Origin of the sequence: Streptomyces sp. SAI-170, from assembly GCF_049739565.1 — a bacterium.
Classification (GTDB): domain Bacteria; phylum Actinomycetota; class Actinomycetes; order Streptomycetales; family Streptomycetaceae; genus Streptomyces.
Genome location: NZ_JBMGQD010000001.1, coordinates 6102152 through 6124241, shown reverse-complemented (window position 1 = coordinate 6124241; position 22090 = coordinate 6102152). Strand labels below are relative to the sequence as shown.

General features: G+C 70.1%; 21 protein-coding genes and 1 riboswitch. Of the genes, 5 read left to right on the top strand and 16 right to left on the bottom strand.

Going from position 1 to position 22090, the window contains the following annotated elements; translation table 11 throughout:
* The first annotated feature begins 20 nt into the window (after positions 1-20).
* Positions 21-1256, top strand: a complete 1236-nt coding sequence (locus RKD23_RS27520; RefSeq protein ID WP_424856120.1) for a glycosyltransferase 87 family protein — start codon at positions 21-23, stop codon at positions 1254-1256.
* Between the two features lie 93 nt (positions 1257-1349).
* On the opposite strand, the gene RKD23_RS27515 is transcribed toward RKD23_RS27520, so the two are convergent.
* Positions 1350-2654: an MATE family efflux transporter gene (locus RKD23_RS27515; RefSeq protein WP_424856119.1), complete on the bottom strand. Its 1305-nt coding sequence runs from the start codon at positions 2652-2654 to the stop codon at positions 1350-1352.
* 87 nt (positions 2655-2741) lie between these two features.
* On the opposite strand from RKD23_RS27515, the gene RKD23_RS27510 reads away from it, so the two are divergent.
* Entirely contained in the window at positions 2742-3272 is a 531-nt protein-coding gene (locus tag RKD23_RS27510) for a PadR family transcriptional regulator (RefSeq protein ID WP_424856118.1), read from the top strand.
* Here RKD23_RS27510 and RKD23_RS27505 read toward each other — a convergent pair.
* The 5 genes from RKD23_RS27505 to RKD23_RS27485 form a co-directional block, all read right to left on the bottom strand.
* Positions 3260-4450: a hypothetical protein gene (locus RKD23_RS27505; RefSeq protein WP_424856117.1), complete on the bottom strand. Its 1191-nt coding sequence runs from the start codon at positions 4448-4450 to the stop codon at positions 3260-3262. The genes RKD23_RS27510 and RKD23_RS27505 overlap by 13 nt on opposite strands.
* A gap of 29 nt (positions 4451-4479) precedes the next feature.
* Complete coding sequence (locus RKD23_RS27500) at positions 4480-5496, bottom strand: NlpC/P60 family protein (protein WP_424856116.1); 1017 nt, start codon at positions 5494-5496, stop codon at positions 4480-4482.
* Between the two features lie 209 nt (positions 5497-5705).
* Positions 5706-6740, bottom strand: a complete 1035-nt coding sequence (locus tag RKD23_RS27495) for an NlpC/P60 family protein (RefSeq protein WP_424856115.1) — start codon at positions 6738-6740, stop codon at positions 5706-5708.
* Between the two features lie 241 nt (positions 6741-6981).
* On the bottom strand, positions 6982-8331 hold the full coding sequence (locus RKD23_RS27490) for an NYN domain-containing protein (protein ID WP_424856114.1): 1350 nt from the start codon (positions 8329-8331) through the stop codon (positions 6982-6984).
* A 37-nt stretch (positions 8332-8368) separates the two neighbouring features.
* Positions 8369-8608 (bottom strand): hypothetical protein, encoded by a 240-nt coding sequence (locus RKD23_RS27485; RefSeq protein WP_352348351.1) that lies wholly within the window; start codon positions 8606-8608, stop codon positions 8369-8371.
* Between the two features lie 155 nt (positions 8609-8763).
* On the opposite strand from RKD23_RS27485, the gene RKD23_RS27480 reads away from it, so the two are divergent.
* Both RKD23_RS27480 and RKD23_RS27475 read left to right on the top strand, forming a co-directional pair.
* Entirely contained in the window at positions 8764-9510 is a 747-nt protein-coding gene (locus RKD23_RS27480) for a rhomboid family intramembrane serine protease (protein ID WP_424856113.1), read from the top strand.
* Positions 9507-9788 (top strand): Lrp/AsnC family transcriptional regulator, encoded by a 282-nt coding sequence (locus tag RKD23_RS27475; RefSeq protein WP_404034509.1) that lies wholly within the window; start codon positions 9507-9509, stop codon positions 9786-9788. The genes RKD23_RS27480 and RKD23_RS27475 overlap by 4 nt, the downstream gene beginning before the upstream one ends.
* Before the next feature lie 76 nt (positions 9789-9864).
* On the opposite strand, the gene RKD23_RS27470 is transcribed toward RKD23_RS27475, so the two are convergent.
* From RKD23_RS27470 to RKD23_RS27445, 6 genes are all read right to left on the bottom strand, one after another.
* Positions 9865-11229, bottom strand: coding sequence for an aminotransferase class V-fold PLP-dependent enzyme (locus tag RKD23_RS27470; protein ID WP_424856112.1), 1365 nt, complete (start codon positions 11227-11229; stop codon positions 9865-9867).
* Between the two features lie 145 nt (positions 11230-11374).
* A riboswitch (SAM riboswitch) is annotated at positions 11375-11492 on the bottom strand.
* 74 nt (positions 11493-11566) lie between these two features.
* Entirely contained in the window at positions 11567-12631 is a 1065-nt protein-coding gene (trpD, locus tag RKD23_RS27465) for an anthranilate phosphoribosyltransferase (RefSeq protein ID WP_424856111.1), read from the bottom strand.
* A 143-nt stretch (positions 12632-12774) separates the two neighbouring features.
* Positions 12775-14412, bottom strand: a complete 1638-nt coding sequence (locus RKD23_RS27460) for a cytochrome b (RefSeq protein WP_424856110.1) — start codon at positions 14410-14412, stop codon at positions 12775-12777.
* The gene (locus tag RKD23_RS27455; RefSeq protein WP_404034517.1) at positions 14409-15467 is read right to left on the bottom strand and encodes a ubiquinol-cytochrome c reductase iron-sulfur subunit; all 1059 of its coding nucleotides are present in this window, start codon (positions 15465-15467) and stop codon (positions 14409-14411) included. The genes RKD23_RS27460 and RKD23_RS27455 overlap by 4 nt, the downstream gene beginning before the upstream one ends.
* Positions 15464-16276 (bottom strand): c-type cytochrome, encoded by an 813-nt coding sequence (locus RKD23_RS27450; protein WP_424856109.1) that lies wholly within the window; start codon positions 16274-16276, stop codon positions 15464-15466. Before RKD23_RS27450 ends, RKD23_RS27455 begins: the two co-directional genes overlap by 4 nt.
* Before the next feature lie 79 nt (positions 16277-16355).
* Entirely contained in the window at positions 16356-16976 is a 621-nt protein-coding gene (locus RKD23_RS27445; protein WP_399640282.1) for a cytochrome c oxidase subunit 3, read from the bottom strand.
* A gap of 166 nt (positions 16977-17142) precedes the next feature.
* Here RKD23_RS27445 and RKD23_RS27440 point away from each other — a divergent pair, with 166 nt between their 5' ends.
* The gene (locus RKD23_RS27440; RefSeq protein ID WP_404034521.1) at positions 17143-17544 is read left to right on the top strand and encodes a hypothetical protein; all 402 of its coding nucleotides are present in this window, start codon (positions 17143-17145) and stop codon (positions 17542-17544) included.
* 5 nt (positions 17545-17549) lie between these two features.
* Here RKD23_RS27440 and RKD23_RS27435 read toward each other — a convergent pair whose 3' ends face one another.
* The 4 genes from RKD23_RS27435 to coxB form a co-directional block, all read right to left on the bottom strand.
* Positions 17550-18809, bottom strand: a complete 1260-nt coding sequence (locus RKD23_RS27435) for an Ig-like domain-containing protein (RefSeq protein ID WP_424856108.1) — start codon at positions 18807-18809, stop codon at positions 17550-17552.
* 158 nt (positions 18810-18967) lie between these two features.
* Positions 18968-19366, bottom strand: a complete 399-nt coding sequence (locus tag RKD23_RS27430) for a cytochrome c oxidase subunit 4 (protein ID WP_424856107.1) — start codon at positions 19364-19366, stop codon at positions 18968-18970.
* Positions 19363-21102, bottom strand: a complete 1740-nt coding sequence (gene ctaD, locus RKD23_RS27425; RefSeq protein ID WP_424856106.1) for a cytochrome c oxidase subunit I — start codon at positions 21100-21102, stop codon at positions 19363-19365. Before ctaD ends, RKD23_RS27430 begins: the two co-directional genes overlap by 4 nt.
* Positions 21099-22058: a cytochrome c oxidase subunit II gene (gene coxB, locus RKD23_RS27420; RefSeq protein WP_404034529.1), complete on the bottom strand. Its 960-nt coding sequence runs from the start codon at positions 22056-22058 to the stop codon at positions 21099-21101. Before coxB ends, ctaD begins: the two co-directional genes overlap by 4 nt.
* Between the last annotated feature and the right edge of the window lie 32 nt (positions 22059-22090).

The following is a 22090-nucleotide window of genomic DNA, read 5'->3' as shown; positions in this document are numbered from 1 at the left end:
AATCGGAAATTGGGGCACGGGTGGACAACACGGACGACAGGCGCGCCGCTTTCGGGCTGCTCGCCGTGTGGGGCGTGACGCGCCTGGCGCTGCTGCTGTTCGTCTTCAAGGTGTTCGTCTTCCCCGGCCCCGACGTCACCAGCGACGTGTCGTTCATCTACCACGGCTGGTACGAGGTCCTGCGCGAGGGAACGTTCCCGCGCGAGGACGTCACCTGGCAGTACCCGCCCGCCGCCGCGCTGGCCATCCTGTCCCCGGCCCTGCTGCCGTTCCTGGACTACGCGCAGGCCTTCTTCGTGCTGGCCTTCCTCGCCGACTTCGCCGTCCTGGCGCTGCTGCTGTTCGTCGGACAGCGCCCGGGGCGTACGCTGCGCGGCGCCTGGGTGTGGGTGGTGGGCGTGCCGCTGCTCGGGCCGACGGTGTACGCCCGCTACGACCTGATGGTGACGGCGGTCGCGGTGGCCGCGCTGCTCGCGGGGGCCCGGCGGCCGCGGCTGATGGGGGCCCTCGCCGGGTTCGGGGCGATGCTGAAGGTGTGGCCGGCGCTGCTGCTGGTGGGCTGTGTGCGGCGGCGGGCCTGGGGGGCGGCCGCGGCGACGGTGGCCGGGCTCGCGGCGCTGTTCACGCTGGCGATGCCGGGCGCGTTCGCGTTCCTGACGTTCCAGAGGGACCGGGGCACCGAGGTGGAGTCGCTGGGCTCGCTGGTCTTCCATGTGGCGCGGCACCACGGCTGGGAGGGCCAGGTGCTGCTGAACTACGGCTCGGTGGAATTCCTCGGCCCGTACGTCGACGTGGTGAGCACGGCGGCGCTGGCGCTGACCGGCATGGCGTTCGGCTGGCTGCTGCTGTGGCGGCTGGCCGCGGTGCGCTTCACGGCGACGACGCTCGCCGACGCCGCGTTCGCGGCGGTGCTGCTGTTCACCGCCACCAGCAGGGTGATCAGCCCGCAGTACATGGTGTGGCTGGTCGGTCTCGCCGCGGTGTGCCTGGGCTACCGGGAGAGCCGGATGCGGCTGCCGGGCCTGCTGGTGATCGCGGCGTCGCTGGTGACGGTGCTGGAGTTCCCGGTGTGGTTCGGGCATGTCGTCGCCAGCGACACCCTCGGGGTGACGCTGCTGGTCCTGCGCAACGGCATGCTGGTGACGGCCGCCGCCCTCGCGGGCCGTGAGCTGTGGCGGGCCACCACCGCCCACCGCGCCCCCGCGCCGCTGCCCGGCCAGACCGCTCCGGTGAAGGAGACGCCGGTCTCTTCCTGAGCCCGCAGGCGCCCTGCCGACGCACGCCTCGGGCGCCTTCCTGAAGGCCGCAGGCGCCTGCCGACGCACACCTCGGGGCGCCTTTGTGGCGCCTCAGGCCGCCTTGATCAGCGACACCGCGGCCTCCGCCCGGCGCCCGGCCCGCCGGAACAGCGCCGCGGCCACCGCGCCCTGCAAGCCCATCGACAGCGCCATCGCCAGACAGATCCCGGGCAGGCCGAGCCCCGACAGGCCGTACGCCAGCGGCAGTTGTACGGCCGTGCCGAGCACGGTCACCCGCAGCAGCGCTCCCGCTCCCCCGCTGCCCTCGAAGACCCCGCCGAGCGCGATGAACCCCGCCATGAGCAGCAGGTAGGGGCCGATGCAGCGCAGGAACAGCACGCCCTCGTGGGCGATCGCGCCCTCGGCGCCGAACGCGGCCATGATCCACGGGGCGGCGAGGGCCAGCCCGGCCGCGGCCACCGCGCCCACCGCGGAGGAGAGCAGCACCGCCTGCCGCCCGATGGCCCGGCGTTCCTCGCGCCCGGCGCCGAGCGTGTGCGCGGTGTGGATGGCCGCGGCCTGCCGCACCGAGTAGAAGGCCATGGTGGCCACGTACAGGGTCTTGCAGGCGATGGCGTACGCGGCCACCGTCGTCACCCCGATCCGCGCGACGATCGCGACCAGCACGAGGGTGCCGCCCTGGCGGAGGGTGAAGTCGGCGGCCATCGGCAGCCCGGTTCTCAGCGTGCGACGGACCAGGGCGCCGGAGCGCACCCCGGCCGTGCTCCGCAGCAGCGCGTTGCGCCGCAGGGCCAGCAGCCCCACACCCAGCGCCAGGCAGCGGCACAGCACCGTGGAGGCGGCGGCGCCCTGGACGCCGTAGAGGTGGATGAGGAACGGGTCGCAGACGAGGATCAGGCCGTTGACGAGCAGGGCGAGCCGCATCGGGGTCCTGGTGTCGCCGGTTCCCTTGAGGATCCCGTCGACCAGTTGCTGTGCGAAGAACACGGCGACGCCCGGGATCGAGATCGCGAAGTAGCCGACGGCGAGCGGCAGGGCCGCGCCTCCGCCGAGCACCAGGCGGGCCAGGGGCTCGCGCAGCAGGAAGCCGGCGGTCACCACGACCGGGGTGATCAGCCCGAACACCGCCCAGCCGCCGCGCACGGCGGCCCGCAGCGCGGCGGGGTCACGTGCGCCTCTGGCGTGGGCGACCAGCACGGTCGTGCCGGAGCCGAAGAGCAGGGCGACGCCGAGCAGCACGTTCTCGGTGTTGGTCGCCACCGCCACGGCGGCCATGGCGGGACCGCCGAGCCGGGCGACCCAGACGGTGTTGATGATCCCGGCGGCCACGGAGGCCAGGAGCGAGAAGTAGACGGGGTGGGCGAGCGAGACGAGCTGTCTGCGATGGGCGTTCACGAACATCCCCCTCTTACTGAGCTACATCGAAACGAGGTAGCTCGATAAGAGGTAGCATGACGACGCGGCGAACCACAAGGAGGAAACGTGCTGGAGCTGTCGATCCTCGGCTTCCTCGCCGAGGAACCCCTGCACGGCTACGAGCTCAAGGAGCGCATCAAGGCCCTCAGCGGCCATGTCCGCCCCGTCAGCGACGGCGCGCTGTACCCGGCGATCACCCGCCTGGTCACCGCGGGCAAGCTGGACCAGCACACCGAGGACGGCGCGAGCGCGGCCCCCCGCCGGGTGCTGTCCCTGACCGACAAGGGCCGTGCGGACCTGCTGGAGCGGCTGCGGCACCCGAAGCAGACCGAGATCTCCGACCAGGTCCGCTTCAACACCCTGCTCGCCTTCCTGCGCCATCTGCCCGACCGGCACGAACAGGCCGCGGTGCTGCGCCGCAGGCTGGACTTCCTCGACGCCCCGACGAGCTTCTTCTACAAGGGCGGCTCACCCGTGCGCGCCGAGCAGGCCGACGACCTGTTCCGGCAGGGCATGCTGCGGGTGGCCCGGGCGACGGGGAAGGCCGAGCGGGAGTGGCTCACGGAGGCCATCGAGCTGCTCGGTCAGCCGAGCTGAGCCCGCAGGTACTCCCGCCACCGCCCGGTGAAGTCCTCCAGGCTCGTCCCCAGCACCCGCTCCAGCGCGTCCTCCACCGCCCCGGCCCGCTGCCGGTGCTCCCCCACCGCGCGGTAGAACGCGCCGAGCCGGTCCTCGCCCCACTGCTCGGCGATCATCCGGCAGGCCAGCCAGCCGCCCTCGTACGCCCGGGCCAGCGCGGCCGAGTCGCCGTCGAAGCCGAAGTCGCCGTCGGCCGGCAGCGCCCCGGGCAGCCGGCCCTCGGTCACGGCCTGGGCCAGCTCCGGGGCGGCCTCGGCCGGGGTGCGGCCGGTGCCGCGGTAGCCGATCCAGTCGGCGAAGCCCTCGGACAGCCACAGCGGGGTCGCCTCGCCGGTGTGGGCGCGGGTGGCGACATGCGTGGTCTCGTGGGTGAGCACGACCTGCTTGCCCACCGGGCCGAGCACGCCGTACGCGTCGGGGTTGACGATGACCCGGTCCGCGGGCGCCCGCCCCGAGCCGCCGACCTCGCCTGTGGTCACCGCCGCGATGCCCCGGTAGGCGGAGGCCGGGGAGCCGAGCAGCCCCGCCATGCCGTCCAGGGACTCCGGCACCAGCACCACCACGCGCCGGCTCCACTGCCCGCCCCAGGCGTCGGACACGGCCGGTACGGCGTGGTCGGCGAGGCCCGCGAAGTCCCGCAGCGACTCCCGCGACCGCCCGACACCCAGCACGATGCTGTGCCGGCCGCGCACCACGTCCACCCGGCCCTGGTCCCACAGCTGCTGCGCGGCCTTCTCGGCGGGCCGGTCGGACACCACCCGCCAGTCCCCGTCCGCGCCGCGGGCCAGACTCAGCGTGCGGCCGGCGCTGACCGGGGCGGCGTCGTAGCCGGTGAGGCGGTAGCGCAGTTCGGCGTCGGCGGTGGCCGTGTCGCCGTCCCGGCGCAGGCCGGTCAGCTCGTACGACCAGTCGGCCAGCGGCACGGCCCGCAGCCGCTCGTACGCCGCCGCGCCGCCGGTGTCCCGGTAGGCGGCGGCGTCGTGGTCGACGAGCGCCTCGGCGCGGCGGTCGAGCAGGTGCTGCACCTCGGTGCGGGCGCTGTCCTCGGCGGTCGGCCGGCCGCAGCCGGACGGGGAGACGAGCAGCACACAGAGCGCCGCGACCACCGCGCCCCGTACCCGCCCTCGACCAGCCACCTTTCCGATCGTAAGGCCGTCCGGCCGGATCAGACCCGGGTCACCGAGGCGATGGGCATCATCCCGACAGGGTCGTAGCGCACCGGAGCGCCCGGATAGGGGGCGTGGATGACCTGCCCGTCGCCGACGTACATGCCGACATGGCTGGCGTCGGAGCGGTAGACGACCAGGTCACCGGGCTGCGCCTCGGACAGCGGCACCTGGCGCCCGGCGTAGCGCTGGTCCCCCGAGGTGCGCGGGATGGCGACACCGGCCTGGGCGTACGACCACTGCATCAGGCCGGAACAGTCGAAGCCGCCGGGCCCGTTGGCGCCCCACACGTACGGCCGGCCCAGCGCGGAGCGGGCGGCGGCCACCGCGGCGGCGGCGCGGCCCGAGGCCGGGGCGGCTTCCGAGAGGCCGGGCAGGTCCGCGCGGCCGGAGCGGGAGGCGCGGTCGTAGGCGTCGCGCTCGGCATCCGGCAGGGAGTTGAGCAGGTGACGGGCCCGGGCCAGCTTCCGCTCGACGGTGCGCTTGTGGGAGGCGACCGCCCTGCGGCTCTTCTCCAGCTCCACGAGCTTGCGGGTCGCCTCCGCGCGCTCCTGGGCGAGTTCGCGCATGGCGTCCTGGAGGTCGTCGAGCTGTCCGGCCTGGCGGGCGCTGATCCGGTCCAGGGTGGCGGCCTTGTCGAGGTAGTCGCGCGGATCCTCGGAGAACAGCAGGGCGACGGTGGGGTCGAGGCCGCCGGAGCGGTACTGGGCGCCGGCCAGTGAACCGAGCGCCTCCCGCATGGAGTTGATGCGCTCCTGCTGGCGGGCGATCCGGTCCTGCGCGTCGCCCACCTGCTCGCGCAGCGCGTCCGCGCGCTCGTCGGCCTGGTTGAAGGCCTCGGCGGCCTTCTCCGCCTCGGTGTAGAGGCGGTCCACCTCGGCCCGGGTGTCGTCGTGCGGCGCGGCCACCGCGGACGTGGCGGCCGGTACGGCACCGAGGGCCGCGGCGGACAGGGCGCACAGGGCGGTGATCCCGCGGTCGAACCCGGACGGCGCAAGGCGGCGATGAGAGCCCACGTCGGCACGCGCTCCTTCCACTGGCGGCTGGAAACGCGGCAGACAGTAACCCCGGGACGGGGCACCGGCCAAAGACCTCCGCGAGCACGCACGGTGACGCCCCGTCGCCGACGCAGGTCAGCGGCGGGGCGTGGAGTCACAACGCGCCTCGAGGATTCGCCCGTTCGGGCGGTGCGGTGTCCTGATCTTGAAGGCGTCAGCCTTACGGGTCAGATGCGGACGCCGAACTGGAACGGCATGTTGCCGATCGACTCGTAGCGCACGACAGTGCCGGTGCGCGGAGCGTGCAGCACCTGGCCGTTGCCCGCGTAGAAGCCGACGTGGTGCTGGTCGCCGTAGAAGATGACCAGGTCGCCGACCTTGAGGTCGGACTGGCTGTAGATGCGCGTGCCGGCGCTGGCCTGGGCCTGCGAGGTGCGCGGTATGGAGACGCCGGCCTGGGCGAACGCCCAGGAGGTCAGGCCCGAGCAGTCGAAGGAGGACGGGCCGGAGGCGCCGTAGACGTACGGCGAGCCGATCTTGCTCTGGGCGGCCTGGAAGGCGGCCATCGCGCGGCCGGAGGCCGGGGCGGTGTTGCCGAGGTCGACGCGCTCCTCGGAGGAGCGGTTGGCGCGCTCCTGCTCGGCGGCGAGCGCGGCCTTCTCCGCCGCGGTGAGGGAGTTGAGCAGCTTCTGCGCCTCGGCGAGCTTGCCCTGGACCTCTTCCTTCTTCTTGCCCAGCTCCTCGCGGGTGGCGGCGAGGTCCTTGAGCTTCTCGGTGGCCTCGGCGCGCTGCTGGGCGAGTTCGCGCTGCTTGTCCTGGATGTCCCCGAGCGCCTCGACCTGCTGGCCGCTCAACTGGTCGAGCGTGGAGGCCTTGTCGAGGTAGTCGTCCGGGTCCGCGGAGAGGAACAGCTGCAGGGAGGGGTCGATGCCGCCGCTGCGGTACTGCGCGCTGGCCATCGAACCCAGGCCGTCGCGCAGCTCGTTGAGCTCCTCCTGACCGCGCGCGACGTTGTCCTGGACGGTGGAGATCTCCTTCTGCAGCTTCTGCTGCTTCTCCTTGGCCCCGTTGTACTTCTCGGTGGCCTGCTCCGCCTGCTCGTAGAGCTTGTCGACCTTGGCCTTGACCTCGTCCTTGCTCGGCTTCTCGCTGGGCGCGGCATTGGCGGCCTGCGCGCTGATCGCGACGGCGGCGGCGGCTGCGGTGGTCAGCACGGTCACGCGTGCGCGACTGGGCTGCTTGGGTCGACGGTGGGACGCCACGGGGGTGGACTCCTTCTTGTGAGTGATCACCCGATCGGAGGTTCGAGCGCTAAACCTAGTGACCTTGCTGTGATCAGTTCAAATCCTGAGCCCAAAAATTCCGCTCACGGAGCGCATTCTTTGCCCGCAACTCACATGGGGTGATGCGCGCTTGACGCTACGTTGCGTGAAGACCCGGCCAATTCGGGCAATGAGCCTGTACGTTGCCGATGGGGCGTACGTTGCCCATGGGGCAAACGGCTCAGCTCCTCGAGAACCGCTTCAGCAACACCGCCGACGCCACCGGGCGCGCCCCCGCGCGGGCCACTCCGTCGGCCACCTCACGGTCGGTGGAGGCCACGATGACCGGCCGGCCCGGCGGCTCGGCGCGCACCAGTTGACGGATCAGCTCGTCCGCCGTGATGCCCGGCTTGGAGAACAGCACCCGCACCCCGCGCGGCGGCGCGAGCAGCACCGGCGCGACCAGTTCGGCGCCGTCGAAGACACAGGTGACCTCGGCGCCGGTCTGCGCGGCGAGCTGCGAGAGCTGCCCGAGGAGCCTGAGGCGCTGCTTCTCCAACGGCATCTGCGGATAGCCGGTCTTGGTGACGTTGTAGCCGTCGACCACCAGATGCGCCTGCGGCAGCGCCAGCAACTGGTCCAGGATCGCCGGGTCGTCCTCGCTCAGCGCCCGCGCGGCGATGTCCTTCGGCGTCATCCGCCCCGGCTCGACCGCGTCCACGGTCTCCGCGGGCCGCACCGACACCGGCGGCAGGGCGAGTTCACGCCGCAGCCCCTGCGCCGCGTCGAGCACGGTGTCCAGCAGCAGCCGTACCCGCATGTCCTCGACGCTGCGTCCCTCACGGGCCGCCTTGCGGCTGGCCTCCAGGGCGGCCTCGGTCTCCCCCAGGCGCGCCTTGAGCCGCCGCGCCTCGCTCTCCGCGGCGGACACCTGCGCATGGCTCTCGGCCCGTACGGTGTCCATCTCGGCGTGGGTCTTGCGCAGCGCGGCCTCGCCGCGCTTGACGTCGCTGAGCGCCGCGCGGAGCTTGCGGTGAAGCGATTCGGCTTCCTTGCGGGCCGACTCCAGCTCGGTGCGCAGCCGCTCGGTCTCCGCGCGGGTGTGCTCACGGGCGACGGCCAGTTCGGCGCGCAGCCGCTCCAGTTCGGCCCGGCTCTCCTCGTCCGCGCGCTCGGCGTCGGCGCGCAGGGCCTCCTCGCCCGCGGCCGTCACCAGCTTCACCCAGCCGGTGGGGCGCAGCACATAGGCAGCGGCCGCCACGTCCAGCGGGTCCGCGGCCGGCGGCGGCGACCCCGCGTCCAGCGCGCCGGTCAGCTCGGGCTGGGCCTCGCGGAGCTTCTCGCCGATCCGCTGGCGGAACAGCGGGTCGGTCTCCAGCGCGGCGGCCATCGCGTTGCCCGCGAACTTGGCCCTGCGGTTCGGAGCGAACCGGGCGTACTGTCTGAGCTGGGCGGGCAGTTCGGCGACGGTCAGCCCGCCGAAGCCGTCCGAGACGATCTGCACGACCCGGCGGCGCACGCCGTCGGGCAGCGGACGGTCGAGCACCTCAGCGGCGCCGTCGCCCGGCCCCCCGCCTGCGGTCTCCACCATCCGTCACACCCCAATGCCTGTGCGGGGCCCGCTCCCCTCAGGAGCCGGCACCCGGCCTGTCCACGAGTTCCACCTGGTCCACCGCGTTGCACCAGCGGCAGCGCACCGACTCGATGGTCTCACTGACCACCTCGCGCTCCTCCACGCTCGGCTCTCCGGCGAGGTCGAGGTGGACGTACTCGACGACCTTCGACGAGCGGGTCACATCGAAGCGGGTGAGGTTGCCGCACAGGGTGCAGCGCCACCGGGTCGTGGCGGTCGGCAGGGGAACCGTCATCGTGACTGTTCGCTTCCTTCTAGTCTCCGTGATGCACCGGCTTACCGGCGCGTGTGGCTCGTAACCCTACGGCCTGCCGACGACACCATGCCCGTCTGTCCACGGCGGCGAGGCGATCTGTGCGTATGCGTCCGGTTACGCCATGCTCTGGGGTCATGGTCAGCAACTGGAGCGCGGTGGCCGGGCGGGCGGCCGAGGCGATGCGGCGGCCGGCGGCGCCGATGACATACGCACTGATCGGCCTGTGCTGCCTGATCTTCCTGATCGGCCCGGCGGCGGGCCTGAACCCGGCCTACGGCTCCGGGGAGGAGCTGTTCGCCGCCCAGCGGGCCTACTTCCGGCGCTGGGGGGTGATCCCGGCCGAGCTGTTCGAGGGCGCGGCGGGCTCCGCGCTGACCCCGGCGACGGCGCTGTTCGTGCACGGCAGCTGGGTGCATCTGCTCGGCAACATGCTGTTCCTCTACGTCTTCGGCATGATGACCGAGGAACGCATGGGGCGGATCGAGTTCACCCTCTTCTATCTCGGCTGCGGCTATCTCGCCCTGCTGGGCTACGCGGCCGCCAACGCCGACTCCGACCAGTCGCTGGTGGGAGCCTCCGGGGCGATCTCCGCCGTGCTGGGCGCGTTCCTGGCCCTGTTCCCCAGGGCCAGGGTGACCAGCCTGCTGCCGTTCCTGTTCTTCCTGCCGCTGCGGTTCCCCGCGTGGGTCGTGCTCCCCTTCTGGGCGGCCCTGCAGTGGCTCGCCGCGGGACGCGCCCCGGACGGGCCCGGGGTGGCGTACCTGGCCCACCTGGTGGGCTTCGGGCTGGGCTTCTGCTACGCGTGGGCCCGGTACGGCCGTACGACTAGAGTGAAGGCCAGCCCGTCGACGCCGGCCCGTGAGGGAGAGAACCAACCGTGATCACCGCGATCGTCCTCATCAAGACCAGCGTGGACCGCATTCCCGAGATCGCCGAGCAGATCGCTTCGCTGGAGACGGTGAGCGAGGTCTTCTCCGTGACGGGTACGTACGACCTGATCGCCATGGTTCGGGTGCGGGAGCACGAGGATCTGGCGGATGTCATCCCGGGCCGGATCAGCAAGATCCCGGGCGTCGAGGCGACGGACACGCATGTCGCTTTTCGGACGTACTCGCAGCATGACCTCGAGGCCGCGTTTGCGATCGGGCTCGATTCCTGACGCCTACCGACTCGGGGCCGCGGGCTTTTGTGCGTCTGCGGGTTGTCGCGGGTCGCTCGCGCGGTTCCCCGCGCCCCTAGCGCACCGGTACGCAGCGACCCTCCTCCGTGCGGTACGTCCACTTGGCGCCCTCCGTCACCAGCTCCTTCACGGCGGCGACGAAACGGTCGACGTGCTCGTCCGGCGTGCCCGCTCCGAAGCTCACTCGGATGGCGTTGAGGGACTTTTCGCCCGGGGCGGCCTCGGGGGCGCCGCATTCGCCCTGGGTCTGGGGGTCGGTGCCGAGGAGGGTGCGGACGAGGGGGTGGGCGCAGAAGAGGCCGTCGCGGACGCCGATGCCGTACTCGGCGGAGAGGGCGGCGGCGAAGTGGGAGCTGTTCCAGCCCTCGACCACGAAGGAGATCACGCCGACCCTCGGGGCGTCGTCGCCGAAGAGGGAGAGGATCTTCACCTCGGGGACGTCGGCGAGGCCCTCGCGGACCTTGGCGATCAGGTGCTGCTCGCGGGCGACCAGGGTGTCCCAGCCCGCCTCGGTGAGGGCCTTGCAGGCCGAGGCGATGGAGTAGACGCCGATGACGTTCGGGGAGCCGGCCTCGTGACGGGCCGCGCTCTCGTGCCACTCGACGGTGACGCCGCCGTCCTCGCGGCGGGTGACCTTGCGGCTGGCGCCGCCGCCCGCGAGGTAGGGCTCGGCCTCGCGCAGCCAGTCGGCGCGGCCGGCGAGGACGCCGGAGCCGAAGGGGGCGTACAGCTTGTGGCCGGAGAAGGCGACCCAGTCGACGTCGAGGTCACGGACGGAGACGGGGTGGTGCGGGGCCAGCTGGGCGGCGTCCAGGACGATCCGGGCGCCGTGGGCGTGCGCGGCGGCGGCCAGCTCACGGACCGGCCACAGCTCGCCGGTGACGTTCGAGGCACCGGTCACGCACACCAGGGCCGGGCCGTACGGGTCACGGGCGGCCAGGGCCCGCTCCAGCGTCTGGACGGCCTGGGCCGGGGTGCGCGGGGCGTTGAGGTAGGTCACCCGGGCCACGTCCTGCCAGGGCAGCAGCGAGGCGTGGTGCTCGGTCTCGAAGACGAAGACCTGGCAGTCGGCGGGCAGGGCGCGGGCCAGCAGGTTGAGGGAGTCGGTGGTGGAGCGGGTGAAGACCACCTGGTCGTCGGCGCGGCAGTCCAGGAACTCGGCGACCGTCACGCGGGCGTTCTCGAAGAGGTCGGTGGACAGCTGGGAGAGGTAGCCGGCGCCGCGGTGGACGCTGCCGTAGTACGGGGCGTAGGCGGCCACGTCGTCCCAGACCCGCTGCAGGGCGGGGGCGCTGGCCGCGTAGTCGAGGGCCGCGTAGGTGACCTCGCCGCCGGTGACGAGCGGGACGGTGACATCCCGCCCCAGAACGGGCAGAGGGGCACAAACGGACTGGTCGGCGGCAGCGGTGGAGACGGACATGGCGGAACTCCCGTGAGAGATGCCCCGTAAGAGGTACGGGGAGGAAGGAAAAGGGGTGTGCGGAGGCGGGGCTCGGCGGCCCTAACGCATTCGCTTGCTCACGGGAGACTCCCTCGAACGACCCAGGACCCCTGGTTTCGCGAGGGGTCCGCGCTTGCCGCAGGCCTTGCTGCCGTGCGGCCTGGTCTTCACCCGGGGCACCCCGCCACGGACGGAGGGTTGCCGGACAGTCGGCCGGGGCCTCATGACTGTCACTCATGACCTGGTACAGGAACGTACGCGAAAAGATCGTCGCCCCGCAACCCGTGTCCGGATCGCGGGACGACACCCGAGGCGGTCAGGCGTTGCTGACCGCCACCCAGCGGTCCAGGGTGCGCCTGGCCGCGCCCGAGTCGATCGACTCCGCGGCTCTCGCCATGCCGGCCCGGATCTGCTCGGCCAGCGGGGCGCCGGTGGGCTCCAGGGCGACCAGCGCGGCCGCCGAGTTCAGCAGGACCGCGTCACGGACCGGGCCGGTCTCGCCGTCGAGCAGACGACGGGCGACCTCGGCGTTGTAGGAGGCGTCGGCGCCGCGCAAGGCCTCCACCGGGACCAGGTCGAGGCCGACCTCGCGCGGGTCGAAGGACTCCTCGGTGACCTTGCCGTCGCGGACCACCCACACCCGGGAGGTGGCCGTGGTGGTGAGCTCGTCCAGGCCGTCGTCGCCGCGGAACACCAGCGACGAGTTGCCGCGCTCGGCGAGGACGCCCGCGACGATCGGCGCCATGCGCGCGTGCGCGACACCGACGGCCTGGGACCTCACCTTGGCCGGGTTGGTCAGCGGGCCGAGGAAGTTGAACGTGGTGCGGATGCCCAACTGGCCGCGGGCGGCCGCCACATGACGCAGAGCCGGGTGGAACTTCACCGCGAAGCAGAAGGTGATGCCGGCCTCCTCGGCGACCTCGGCCACCCGCGCGGGGGTCAGCTCCAGGTTGACGCCGAGCTTCTCCAGCACGTCGGAGGCGCCCGAGGCGGAGGACGCGGCGCGGTTGCCGTGCTTGACGACCTTCGCGCCGGTGCCGGCCACCACGATGGAGGACATGGTGGAGATGTTCACCGTCTTGGCGCCGTCGCCGCCGGTGCCGACGATGTCGACCGTGTCGCCGGGCACCTCGATGACATTGGCGTGCTCGTACATCGCACGCACCAGACCGGTGATCTCCTCGACGGTCTCGCCCTTGGCGCGCAGCGCCACCGCGAACCCGGCGATCTGCGCGTCGGTGGCCTCGCCGCGCATGATCCGGTCCATCGCCCACGCGGTCGCCTCCGCGCTCAGGTCGTACCCGTCCAGCAGGGCGTTCAGCACCTCGGGCCAGGAACGGCCCGCCGCGGTGTCGCCTCCAGCGGGGGTCACAGCGCTCATCAGCCGCTCCTAGTGAGTACGAGAAAGTATCGGTGCCGGGTCGTGAAGACTCCTGCACCCACCCTATCCAGCTGACGGCACGGCGAAGGGCCCCCGTCCGAACACCGGACGGGGGCCCTTCACTGGTGTGGCGAGCGCAGCGATCAGTGGTGGCCGTGGCCGCTCGTGATCTCCTTGTACTCCTCGACAGTCGGCTTCGGGATCTGGGAGTCCTCGCCGTAGTACGCGTTGCTCAGCTTCGCGCGCAGCTTCTCGGAACCCTTCACCTTGCGCTCGACGCCGTTCTCGTCGACCGTCGGGCCGATCTCCGCCGGCTTGTACTGCTCGTGCGCGGTGAGCGTGTGCAGCGCCTCCTGGCTGAGCGGCTCGTGCACCTCGATGAACTCACCGTGCGGCAGGCGCTTGATCGTGCCGGTCTCGCGACCGTGCAGGACCTTGTCCTTGTCGCGGCGCTGCAGGCCGAGGCAGATCCGCTTGGTGAGGATGAACGCGATGATCGGTCCGGCGAAGAAGCCGATCCGGACGAACCACGTGACCGCGTTGATCGACAGGTGGAAGTGGGTGGCCCAGAGGTCGTTTCCACCGCCGACCAGCGTGATCATGTACAGCGTGATCCAGGCGACGCCGAACGCGGTACGCGTCGGGGCGTTGCGCGGACGGTCCAGGATGTGGTGCTCGCGCTTGTCGCCGGTGATCCAGGACTCGATGAACGGGTAGACCGCGAGCGCGATCAGCACCACACCGAACAGGACCAGCGGGATGAACACGCCCAGGACCAGCGTGTGGCCCCAGAGGTTGATCTCCCAGCCCGGGAAGAAGCGGATGAGACCCTCGGCGAAGCCCATGTACCAGTCGGGCTGGGCGCCGGTGGACACCTGGTCCGGGCGGTAGGGGCCCATCGCCCAGATCGGGTTGATCTGCGCGATCGCCGCGATGGCCGCGATGACACCGAAGACCAGGAAGAAGAAGCCTCCGGCCTTGGCCATGTAGACCGGCAGCAGCGGCATGCCGACGACGTTCTTGTTCGTCTTGCCGGGACCCGCGAACTGCGTGTGCTTGTGGTAGAAGACCAGGATCAGGTGGCCGACCACCAGACCGAGCATGATGCCCGGCAGCAGCAGGATGTGGATCGAGTAGAAGCGGGCCACGAAGTCGGTGCCCGGGAACTCGCCGCCGAACAGGAACATCGAGATGTACGTGCCCACGATCGGCGTCGACAGGATCGCGCCCTGCGTGAAGCGGACACCGGTGCCGGAGAGCAGGTCGTCCGGGAGCGAGTAGCCGGTGAAACCGGTGAACATGCCCAGGACGAACAGCAGGAAGCCGAACAGCCAGTTGATCTCACGCGGCTTGCGGAACGCGCCCGTGAAGAACACGCGCATCATGTGCACGAACATGCCCGCGAGGAAGATCAGCGCGGCCCAGTGGTGGATCTGCCGGATGAGCAGACCGCCACGGACGTCGAAGCTGATGTCCAGCGTGGAGGAGAACGCCTCCGACATGAGCTGGCCCTGCAGCGGCACGTAACTGCCGTGGTACTCCACCTCGTTCATCGACGGGTGGAAGAACAGCGTCAGGTACACACCCGTGAGGATGATGATGATGAAGCTGTAGAGGCAGATCTCACCCAGCATGAACGACCAGTGGTCGGGGAAGATCTTGCGCATGTTGGCCTTGGCCAGGGAGTAGATCCCGAGCCGGCCGTCGGCCCAGTCGGCGATCCGCTCGCCGGCCGGTGCCTTCCCGCGTGCGCGGGAGTCGGTGGTCTGGTTGGTGCTCATCCGCGCTCCCAGAAGGCAGGGCCGACGGGCTCGTCGAAGTCGCTGAGCGCCTCGAGGTAGCCCTCGTCGTTCACGCCGATGCGCAGCTGCGGCAGGGCGTGACCGGCGGGACCGAAGATCACCCGGGCACCGTCGGACAGGTCGAAGGTGGACTGGTGGCAGGGGCACAGCACGTGGTGCGTCTGCTGCTCGTACAGCGAGATCGGGCAGCCCACGTGGGTGCAGATCTTGGAGAACGCCACGATGCCTTCGTGCGACCAGTCGAGCTCGCGCTTGTCCTTGATGTCCTCCGGCTGGAGCCGGACGATCATCAGGGCCGCCTTGGCGATCTCGTTCTGGAAGTCGTGGTCGTGCTCCTCCAGGCCCTCGGGCTTGGCGAAGGTCAGCGAACCCACGGCCACGTCGGAGGGACGCAGCGGCTCGTTGGTGTTCATGTTGACGAGCAGCTTGCCCTTGCGCCACAGGGTGTGACGCAGCTTGTCCTCGGGCAGCGGGCCGAGGTCGCGCAGCAGCACGACACCGGACAGCGGCACCAGGGTGAGCGCACCGAACATGGTGTTGCGGATCAGCTTGCGCCGGCCGATCGCCGACTCCTTGGCGCCCTGGCGGAAGTCCTCGTGGACCTTCGCGCGGACCTCTTCGGACGCCGCGATCGGGTGACGGTCGTCGGCGACCTCCACGTCGGACATCAGGGTGCGGGCCCAGTGGACCGCGCCCGCGCCGATGCAGAACAGGGCCGTGCCGAGGGTCAGACCCAGCGCGAAGTTCAGCGCGTTGAGGTGACCGATCGGGAAGACGAAGACGGCCTTGTCGTGCGGGATCGCCACGTACGAGGCGATGAAGCCGACGGTGGCCAGCATCGACACCGTGAACAGCAGGGCGACCGCGCGCTCGGACCGCTTGGCGGCCCGCTCGTCGATGTCCTGGATCCGGTGCTCGTGGGGCGGCAGGCCCGGGTCCGCGAACGGGTTCTTCTCGTCCGCGACGCTCACCGCGCCGTGCGCGGTGCCCTGCTCAGCGGGCAGGTTCTCTTCTGGAATGTCTTGGCTACTCATGACTTCTTGGCCTTTGCGGTCCGAGCGGCGACCCAGACGGCGACCGCGATCAGCGCGCCGAGACCGAAGACCCAGGAGAAGAGGCCCTCGGTGACCGGCCCGAGGCCGCCCAGCTCGAGGCCACCGGGGTTCTCGGTGTCGTCGCTGTTGACCGCGTCGAGGTACGCGATGATGTCCTTCTTGTTCTGCTCCGACAGCGTGGTGTCGGGGAACGAGGGCATGTTCTGCGGGCCGGTCTGCATGGCCTCGTAGAGGTGCTTGGGGTCGACGCCCTCGAGCGTCGGAGCGTACTTGCCCTTGGTGAGCGCGCCACCCTTGCCGGTGAAGTTGTGGCACTGCGCGCAGTTGGTGCGGAAGAGCTCGCCGCCCTTGGCGATGTCCGCGCCCTCCGGGCCGTACTGCTCGTCGGTCGGGACCGACGGGCCGGCGCCCAGCGAGGCGATGTACGCCGCGAGCTGGTCGATCTGGGCCTGCGAGTAGATGTTCTTCTTCCGCGGCACCTGGGCGCCCTGGGAGGTCGCCGCCGGCATACGGCCGGTGCCCACCTGGAAGTCGACGGCCGCGGCGCCCACGCCGACGAGGCTCGGACCGTCGGAGGTGCCCTGACCGCCGGTGCCGTGGCAGCTGGCGCAGCCTACGGCGTAGAGCTTCTTGCCCTCGTCGATGGCGAGGGACTGGGCTGTTTCATCGGCCTGCGCCTTGTCCGCGGGCGCGAACACGGCGTACAGCCCCCCAGTGGCCGCCAGCGCGAGGAGTAGGACGACGACCGCCGCCAGCGGATGGCGTCGTCGTGCGGAGAGCTTTTTCACGGATTACCCCGGTGTCAGGATCTTCTGCGTCGATGCTTCTGGATGTGCGCTTCGGGATCGCGCGGTGGATCGGGTCCCGCTACTTGATCATGTAGATCGTGGCGAAGAGGCCGATCCAGACGACATCGACGAAGTGCCAGTAGTAGGACACGACGATGGCGGCGGTCGCCTGCTCGTGGGTGAACCTGCGGGCCGCGTACGTACGCCCGAGGACCAGCAGGAAGGCGATGAGACCGCCCGTCACGTGCAGGCCGTGGAAGCCGGTCGTCAGGTAGAAGACCGAGCCGTACGGGTCCGAGGACAGGGAGAGCCCGTCCTTCTTCACCAGCTCGGTGTACTCGAAGACCTGGCCACCGATGAAGATCGCACCCATCACGAAGGTGACGATGAACCACATCCGGAGCTTCTTCACGTCACCGCGCTCGGCGGCGAACACGCCGAGCTGGCAGGTGAGGGAGGAGAGCACCAGGATCGTGGTGTTCGTCGCCGAGAACGGGAAGTTCAAGGCCTCGGCCTTTTCCGCCCAGAACTCGGGACCGGTCACCGATCGCAGGGTGAAGTACATCGCGAAGAGGGCCGCGAAGAACATCAGCTCGGAACTCAGCCAGATGATGGTTCCGACGCTGGTGAGGTTCGGTCGATTGACCGACGGGTGCGCGTGCCCGGTTTCTACTGTCGTTGCTGTCGCCACGACCGACATTATGTCGGTCGCTTATCCCGCCCTCACTCCGGGGGGTGCCGTTCGGAGTGTTGCTGCCCGCCGAACCGGTGTTGACGTGGTGTTCAGGGGGAGGACGACAGGAGTAGCATCCGGCCCAACGGCCCCGCCCGTCCTGTCCGTACGACGCTGACGTCTCGGAGGAACAATGCAGCCGACCGCCACGGTGCTGGTCTACAGCGACGACTCCAACACCCGGGAGCAGGTGCGGCTCGCCACGGGCCGACGACCGGCTCCGGACGTTCCCGCGGTGGAGTTCGTGGAGTGCGCGACGCCCGCGGCGGTGCTGCGCGAGCTGGACCGCGGGGGCATCGATGTGTGTGTGTTCGACGGTGAGGCCGTGCCCATGGGGGGCATGGGGATGTGCCGGCAGATCAAGGACGAGGTGTTCGGCTGCCCGCCCGTGCTGCTGCTGATCGGGCGGCCGCAGGATGCGTGGCTGGCGACGTGGAGCCGGGCCGACGCGGCTGTGACGCATCCTGTGGACCCCGTGGAGTTCGCCTCCGCTCTGGCCTCTCTGCTGCGCCAGAAGCGGCTTCAGGGCGTCTGACCCGCTCACACGCTCTGCGGCCTCAGTCTCGCCACCTCTTGGGGGGCTGAGGCCTGTGACGTGCCGTTGCCGAGCAGGGCGCTGCCCTTGCGCCACTTCTCCCAGGGCATGTTCCAGTCGCCGAAGCCGTTCCCGAAGGCCTCCATCGTGTGGCCGCCGGAGTTGACGACCCGGACGACGTCGCCCTCGCGGACGTGCTCGAAGAACCACTCGGCGTTGCCCGTGCTCATGCCCGTGCAGCCGTGGCTGACGTTGGCGTAGCCCTGGGAGCCGACGGACCAGGGGGCGGCGTGGACGTACTCGCCGCTCCAGGTGACGCGGGTGGCGTAGTAGACGGGCAGGTCGTAGGACTCGGCGGAACCCTCGGCGATGCCGATGCTGGTGCCGCGCATACGTACGTAGTACTCCTTGCCCAGCACGACCTTGACGCCGTTGCGGGTCTCGAAGCCGGGCTTGCCCGTGGTGACCGGCATGGAGTTGATCTCCTTGCCGTTCTTGTAGACGGTCATCTGGTGCGAGGCCGCGTCGGTGACGGCGATGACGCTGTCGCCGATGGTGAGGGTGACGGGCTTGGCGCTGCCGCCCCAGAGCCGGTCGCTGATCTTGATGCCCTCCAGGTTGCTGCGCACCCGGACCGTGGCGTGGGCGGGCCAGTACTCCTTGGGCCGGTAGTGCAGTTCCTTGTCGTCGACCCAGTGCCAGGCGCCCTCGGCGTACGGGGTGGACTGGACCTTCAGGGCGCGTTCGACGATGGCGCGCTGGGCCTTGTCCTTGACCGGCATGCCGAGTTCGGCGGTGACGGGCTGGCCCACGCCGTACGTGCCGGTCTTGGGGCCGAAGGTGACGTCCAGGCGCTTCTGGGTGCGGGGTTTGCCGGTGTCGAGGGTGACGACCTTGCGGCCGGGGGCGCCGTCCTCGTCCTCGGTGCTCACCCGGACCGTGTAGCGGGCGTCCGCGGCCAGCGGTGAGGTGCTGTGCCACCGGGTGCCGTCGGCGGAGAGTTCGCCCGCCACATGGCGTCCTGTGGCGTCCACGGCGGTGACGTCGGTGATACGGCCGTCGGAGTCCTCGGCCGTGATCTCCAGGGGCTTGTCCGGATCGGCCTTCTTCCCGTCGCCCTCGGGGGCGTTGAAGGAGACCTGGTCCGCGGCGTCGTACGGCGCCGCGGACAGCGGGTTGCCGTCGGCGCCGCAGGCCGCGAGGGCCGGGCCGAGGCTCATGACCAGCAGGGTGCAGCCGGCGACGATGCGCGGTGAGGTGCTCATGACCTCAACGTAGGAAGCTTCGTCAACGGCGGCGCGCCGGGTGACACGGACGAGGTACGGGAAGTAGGCGAAACGGAGGAACCCGGACCCTCCTGACGGAGTGTCCGGGTTCCGGAGCGCTCGGCTCGTGTTACTGCGCGCGGTGCTCGGCGCTCAGGTCACTGGGTGCGGTTCTCACCGCGGTAGTACTCGAAGACCCAGCCCCAGATGCCGATCAGGATGATCGGGGCGGCGAAGTACAGCAGCCACCAGCCCACGGCCACGCCGAGGAACGCGATGGCACCGCCGACCGCCAGCGCCAGCGGCTGCCAGCTGTGCGGGCTGAAGAAGCCCAGCTCACCGGCGTCGTCCGCGACGTCGGCCTCCTGGTTGTCCTGGGCACCGGTGTCGACCCGCTTGGCCGTGAAGCCGAGGTAGAAGCCGACCATGATGCACAGGCCGAAGGCCAGGAAGAGCGCCGTCGTACCGGCCGGCTCCTTCGACCACACGCCGTAGAACACGGCCATGGCGAGCACGAAGACGCTCAGCCACATGAACATCTTGCCCTGGATCTTCACTTGCCGGCCTCCTTGCCGCCCGCCAGCGCGGCGGCTTCCTGGCCACCGTGGCCCAGCTGCTCCAGCGCGGCGATCTCAGGGTGGTGCAGGTCGAACGCCGGGGATTCGCTGCGGATCCGCGGCAGGGTGAGGAAGTTGTGCCGCGGCGGCGGGCAGGACGTCGCCCACTCCAGGGAGCGGCCGTAACCCCACGGGTCGTCGACCTCGATCTTCTTGCCGTACTTGGCCGTCTTCCAGACGTTGTAGAAGAACGGCAGGATCGAGGCGCCGAGCACGAACGAGCTGATCGTCGAGATCGTGTTCAGGGCGGTGAAGCCGTCGGCCGCCAGGTAGTCGGCGTAACGACGCGGCATGCCCTCGGCGCCCAGCCAGTGCTGGACCAGGAAGGTGCCGTGGAAGCCGATGAACAGCGTCCAGAACGTCATCTTGCCCAGGCGCTCGTCGAGCATCTTGCCCGTGAACTTCGGCCACCAGAAGTGGAAGCCGGAGAACATCGCGAAGACGACGGTGCCGAACACCACGTAGTGGAAGTGCGCCACCACGAAGTACGAGTCCGAGATGTGGAAGTCCATCGGCGGCGAGGCCAGGATGACGCCGGTCAGACCACCGAAGGTGAAGGTGATCAGGAAGCCGGTCGCCCAGAGCATCGGCGTCTCGAAGGACAGCGAGCCCTTCCACATCGTTCCGATCCAGTTGAAGAACTTCACGCCGGTCGGGACGGCGATGAGGAACGTCATGAAGGAGAAGAACGGGAGGAGCACGCCACCGGTGACGTACATGTGGTGCGCCCACACGGTCACGGACAGACCCGCGATGGCGATGGTCGCCGCGATCAGACCCTGGTAGCCGAACATCGGCTTGCGGGAGAAGACCGGGATGACCTCACTGATGATGCCGAAGAACGGCAAGGCGATGATGTACACCTCTGGGTGTCCGAAGAACCAGAAGAGGTGTTGCCACAGCAAGGCTCCGCCGTTGGCCGCGTCGAAGACATGGCTGCCGAACTTGCGGTCGGCCTCCAGCGCGAACAGGGCCGCGGCCAGGACCGGGAAGGCCAGCAGGACCAGGACACCGGTCAGCAGGACGTTCCAGGTGAAGATCGGCATGCGGAACATCGTCATGCCAGGGGCGCGCATGCAGATGATCGTGGTGATGAAGTTGACCGAGCCGAGGATGGTGCCGAAGCCGGAGAAGGCCAGACCCATGATCCACATGTCGGCGCCGATACCCGGCGAGCGGACCGCGTCCGACAGCGGGGAGTAGGCGAACCAGCCGAAGTCGGCCGCACCCTGCGGGGTGAGGAAGCCGCCGACGGCGACGAGCGAGCCGAACAGGTACAGCCAGTAGGCGAACATGTTCAGTCGCGGGAAGGCGACGTCGGGGGCACCGATCTGGAGCGGCATGATCCAGTTCGCGAAGCCGGCGAACAGCGGCGTCGCGAACATCAGCAGCATGATCGTGCCGTGCATCGTGAACGCCTGGTTGAACTGCTCGTTCGACATCATCTGCAGGCCCGGACGGGCCAGCTCGGCGCGCATGAGCAGAGCCATGACGCCACCGATGCAGAAGAACACGAACGACGTGACCAGGTAGAGCGTTCCGATCGTCTTGTGGTCAGTGGTCGTCATCCACTTCACCACGACGTTGCCGGGCTGCTTGCGCCGGACCGGCAGCTCGTCCTCGTAGTACGAGTCTTCGGCTGCCCCGGCACCCTGAGGTTCGTTGAGGATGCTCACAGGTTGTTCGTCTCCCGGTTCTTCTCATGGGCGGTCTGCTCGATGCCCGCGGGAACGTAACCGGTCTGCCCCTTCTTGGCGAGGTCCTTCAGGTGCTGCTCGTAGCGCTCCGGGGAGACGACCTTCACGTTGAACAGCATCCGGGAGTGGTCGACGCCGCACAGCTCGGCGCACTTGCCCAGGAAGGTGCCCTCCTGGTTGGGGGTCACCTGGAAGGCGTTGGTGTGGCCCGGGATGACGTCCTGCTTCATCAGGAACGGCACCACCCAGAAGGAGTGGATGACGTCGCGCGAGGTCAGGACGAAGCGGACCGTCTTGCCCTTGGGCAGCCACAGGGTCGGGCCCGGGTTGCCGGTCTGCGGGTTGCGCTCACCGGGCGTGCCGCAGGTGTAGACACCGCCGGCGTTCGCCGGGAACGCGTCCCTGTAGCGGTCCGGGATCGCGTTCAGTTCCTCGGCCTTCTTGGCGTCGCCCGTGGAACCTTCGACGTTCTCGATGTAGTTGAAGCACCAGCTCCACTGGAAGCCGACCACATTGACCGTGACGTCGGGCTTCTTCGACATGTCGAGGAGCTTCGACTCGTCGCGGGCCGTGAAGTAGAACAGGACCGAGACGATGATGATCGGGACCACCGTGTACAGGGCCTCGATGGGCACGTTGTACCGGGTCTGCGGAGGTACCTCGATCTTGGTGCGGCTGCGCCGGTGGAAGATGGCACTCCAGAGGATCAGGCCCCACACCAGCACGCCGACGGCGAGCGCGGCAGCCCAGGAGCCCTGCCACAGGGAGAGGATCCGCGGAGCCTCTTCTGTGGTGGGGGTGGGCATGCCAAGGCGGGGGAAGTCCTTCCATGTGCAACCGGTGGCGGTCGCCAGGACCAGGCCCGCGGTCATTGCCTGCAGCAGCTTCCGCCGCATCGGGCGCCGCGGCGAGCGGTCGGAGCCGTTGGGACTCACGTAGCGCCTTCCCGAGAGTCTCGCCCGCGCGT

Excerpts from the sequence above, each read along its gene's own strand:
- RKD23_RS27435 (WP_424856108.1), bottom strand. The coding sequence starts at position 18,809 with ATGAGCACCTCACCGCGCATCGTCGCCGGCTGCACCCTGCTGGTCATG.
- RKD23_RS27480 (WP_424856113.1), top strand. The coding sequence starts at position 8,764 with ATGGTCAGCAACTGGAGCGCGGTGGCCGGGCGGGCGGCCGAGGCGATG.
- RKD23_RS27455 (WP_404034517.1), bottom strand. The coding sequence starts at position 15,467 with ATGAGTAGCCAAGACATTCCAGAAGAGAACCTGCCCGCTGAGCAGGGC.
- RKD23_RS27445 (WP_399640282.1), bottom strand. The coding sequence starts at position 16,976 with ATGTCGGTCGTGGCGACAGCAACGACAGTAGAAACCGGGCACGCGCAC.
- trpD (WP_424856111.1), bottom strand. The coding sequence starts at position 12,631 with ATGAGCGCTGTGACCCCCGCTGGAGGCGACACCGCGGCGGGCCGTTCC.
- RKD23_RS27490 (WP_424856114.1), bottom strand. The coding sequence starts at position 8,331 with ATGGTGGAGACCGCAGGCGGGGGGCCGGGCGACGGCGCCGCTGAGGTG.
- RKD23_RS27470 (WP_424856112.1), bottom strand. The coding sequence starts at position 11,229 with ATGTCCGTCTCCACCGCTGCCGCCGACCAGTCCGTTTGTGCCCCTCTG.
- RKD23_RS27485 (WP_352348351.1), bottom strand. The coding sequence starts at position 8,608 with ATGACGGTTCCCCTGCCGACCGCCACGACCCGGTGGCGCTGCACCCTG.
- RKD23_RS27460 (WP_424856110.1), bottom strand. The coding sequence starts at position 14,412 with ATGAGCACCAACCAGACCACCGACTCCCGCGCACGCGGGAAGGCACCG.
- RKD23_RS27440 (WP_404034521.1), top strand. The coding sequence starts at position 17,143 with ATGCAGCCGACCGCCACGGTGCTGGTCTACAGCGACGACTCCAACACC.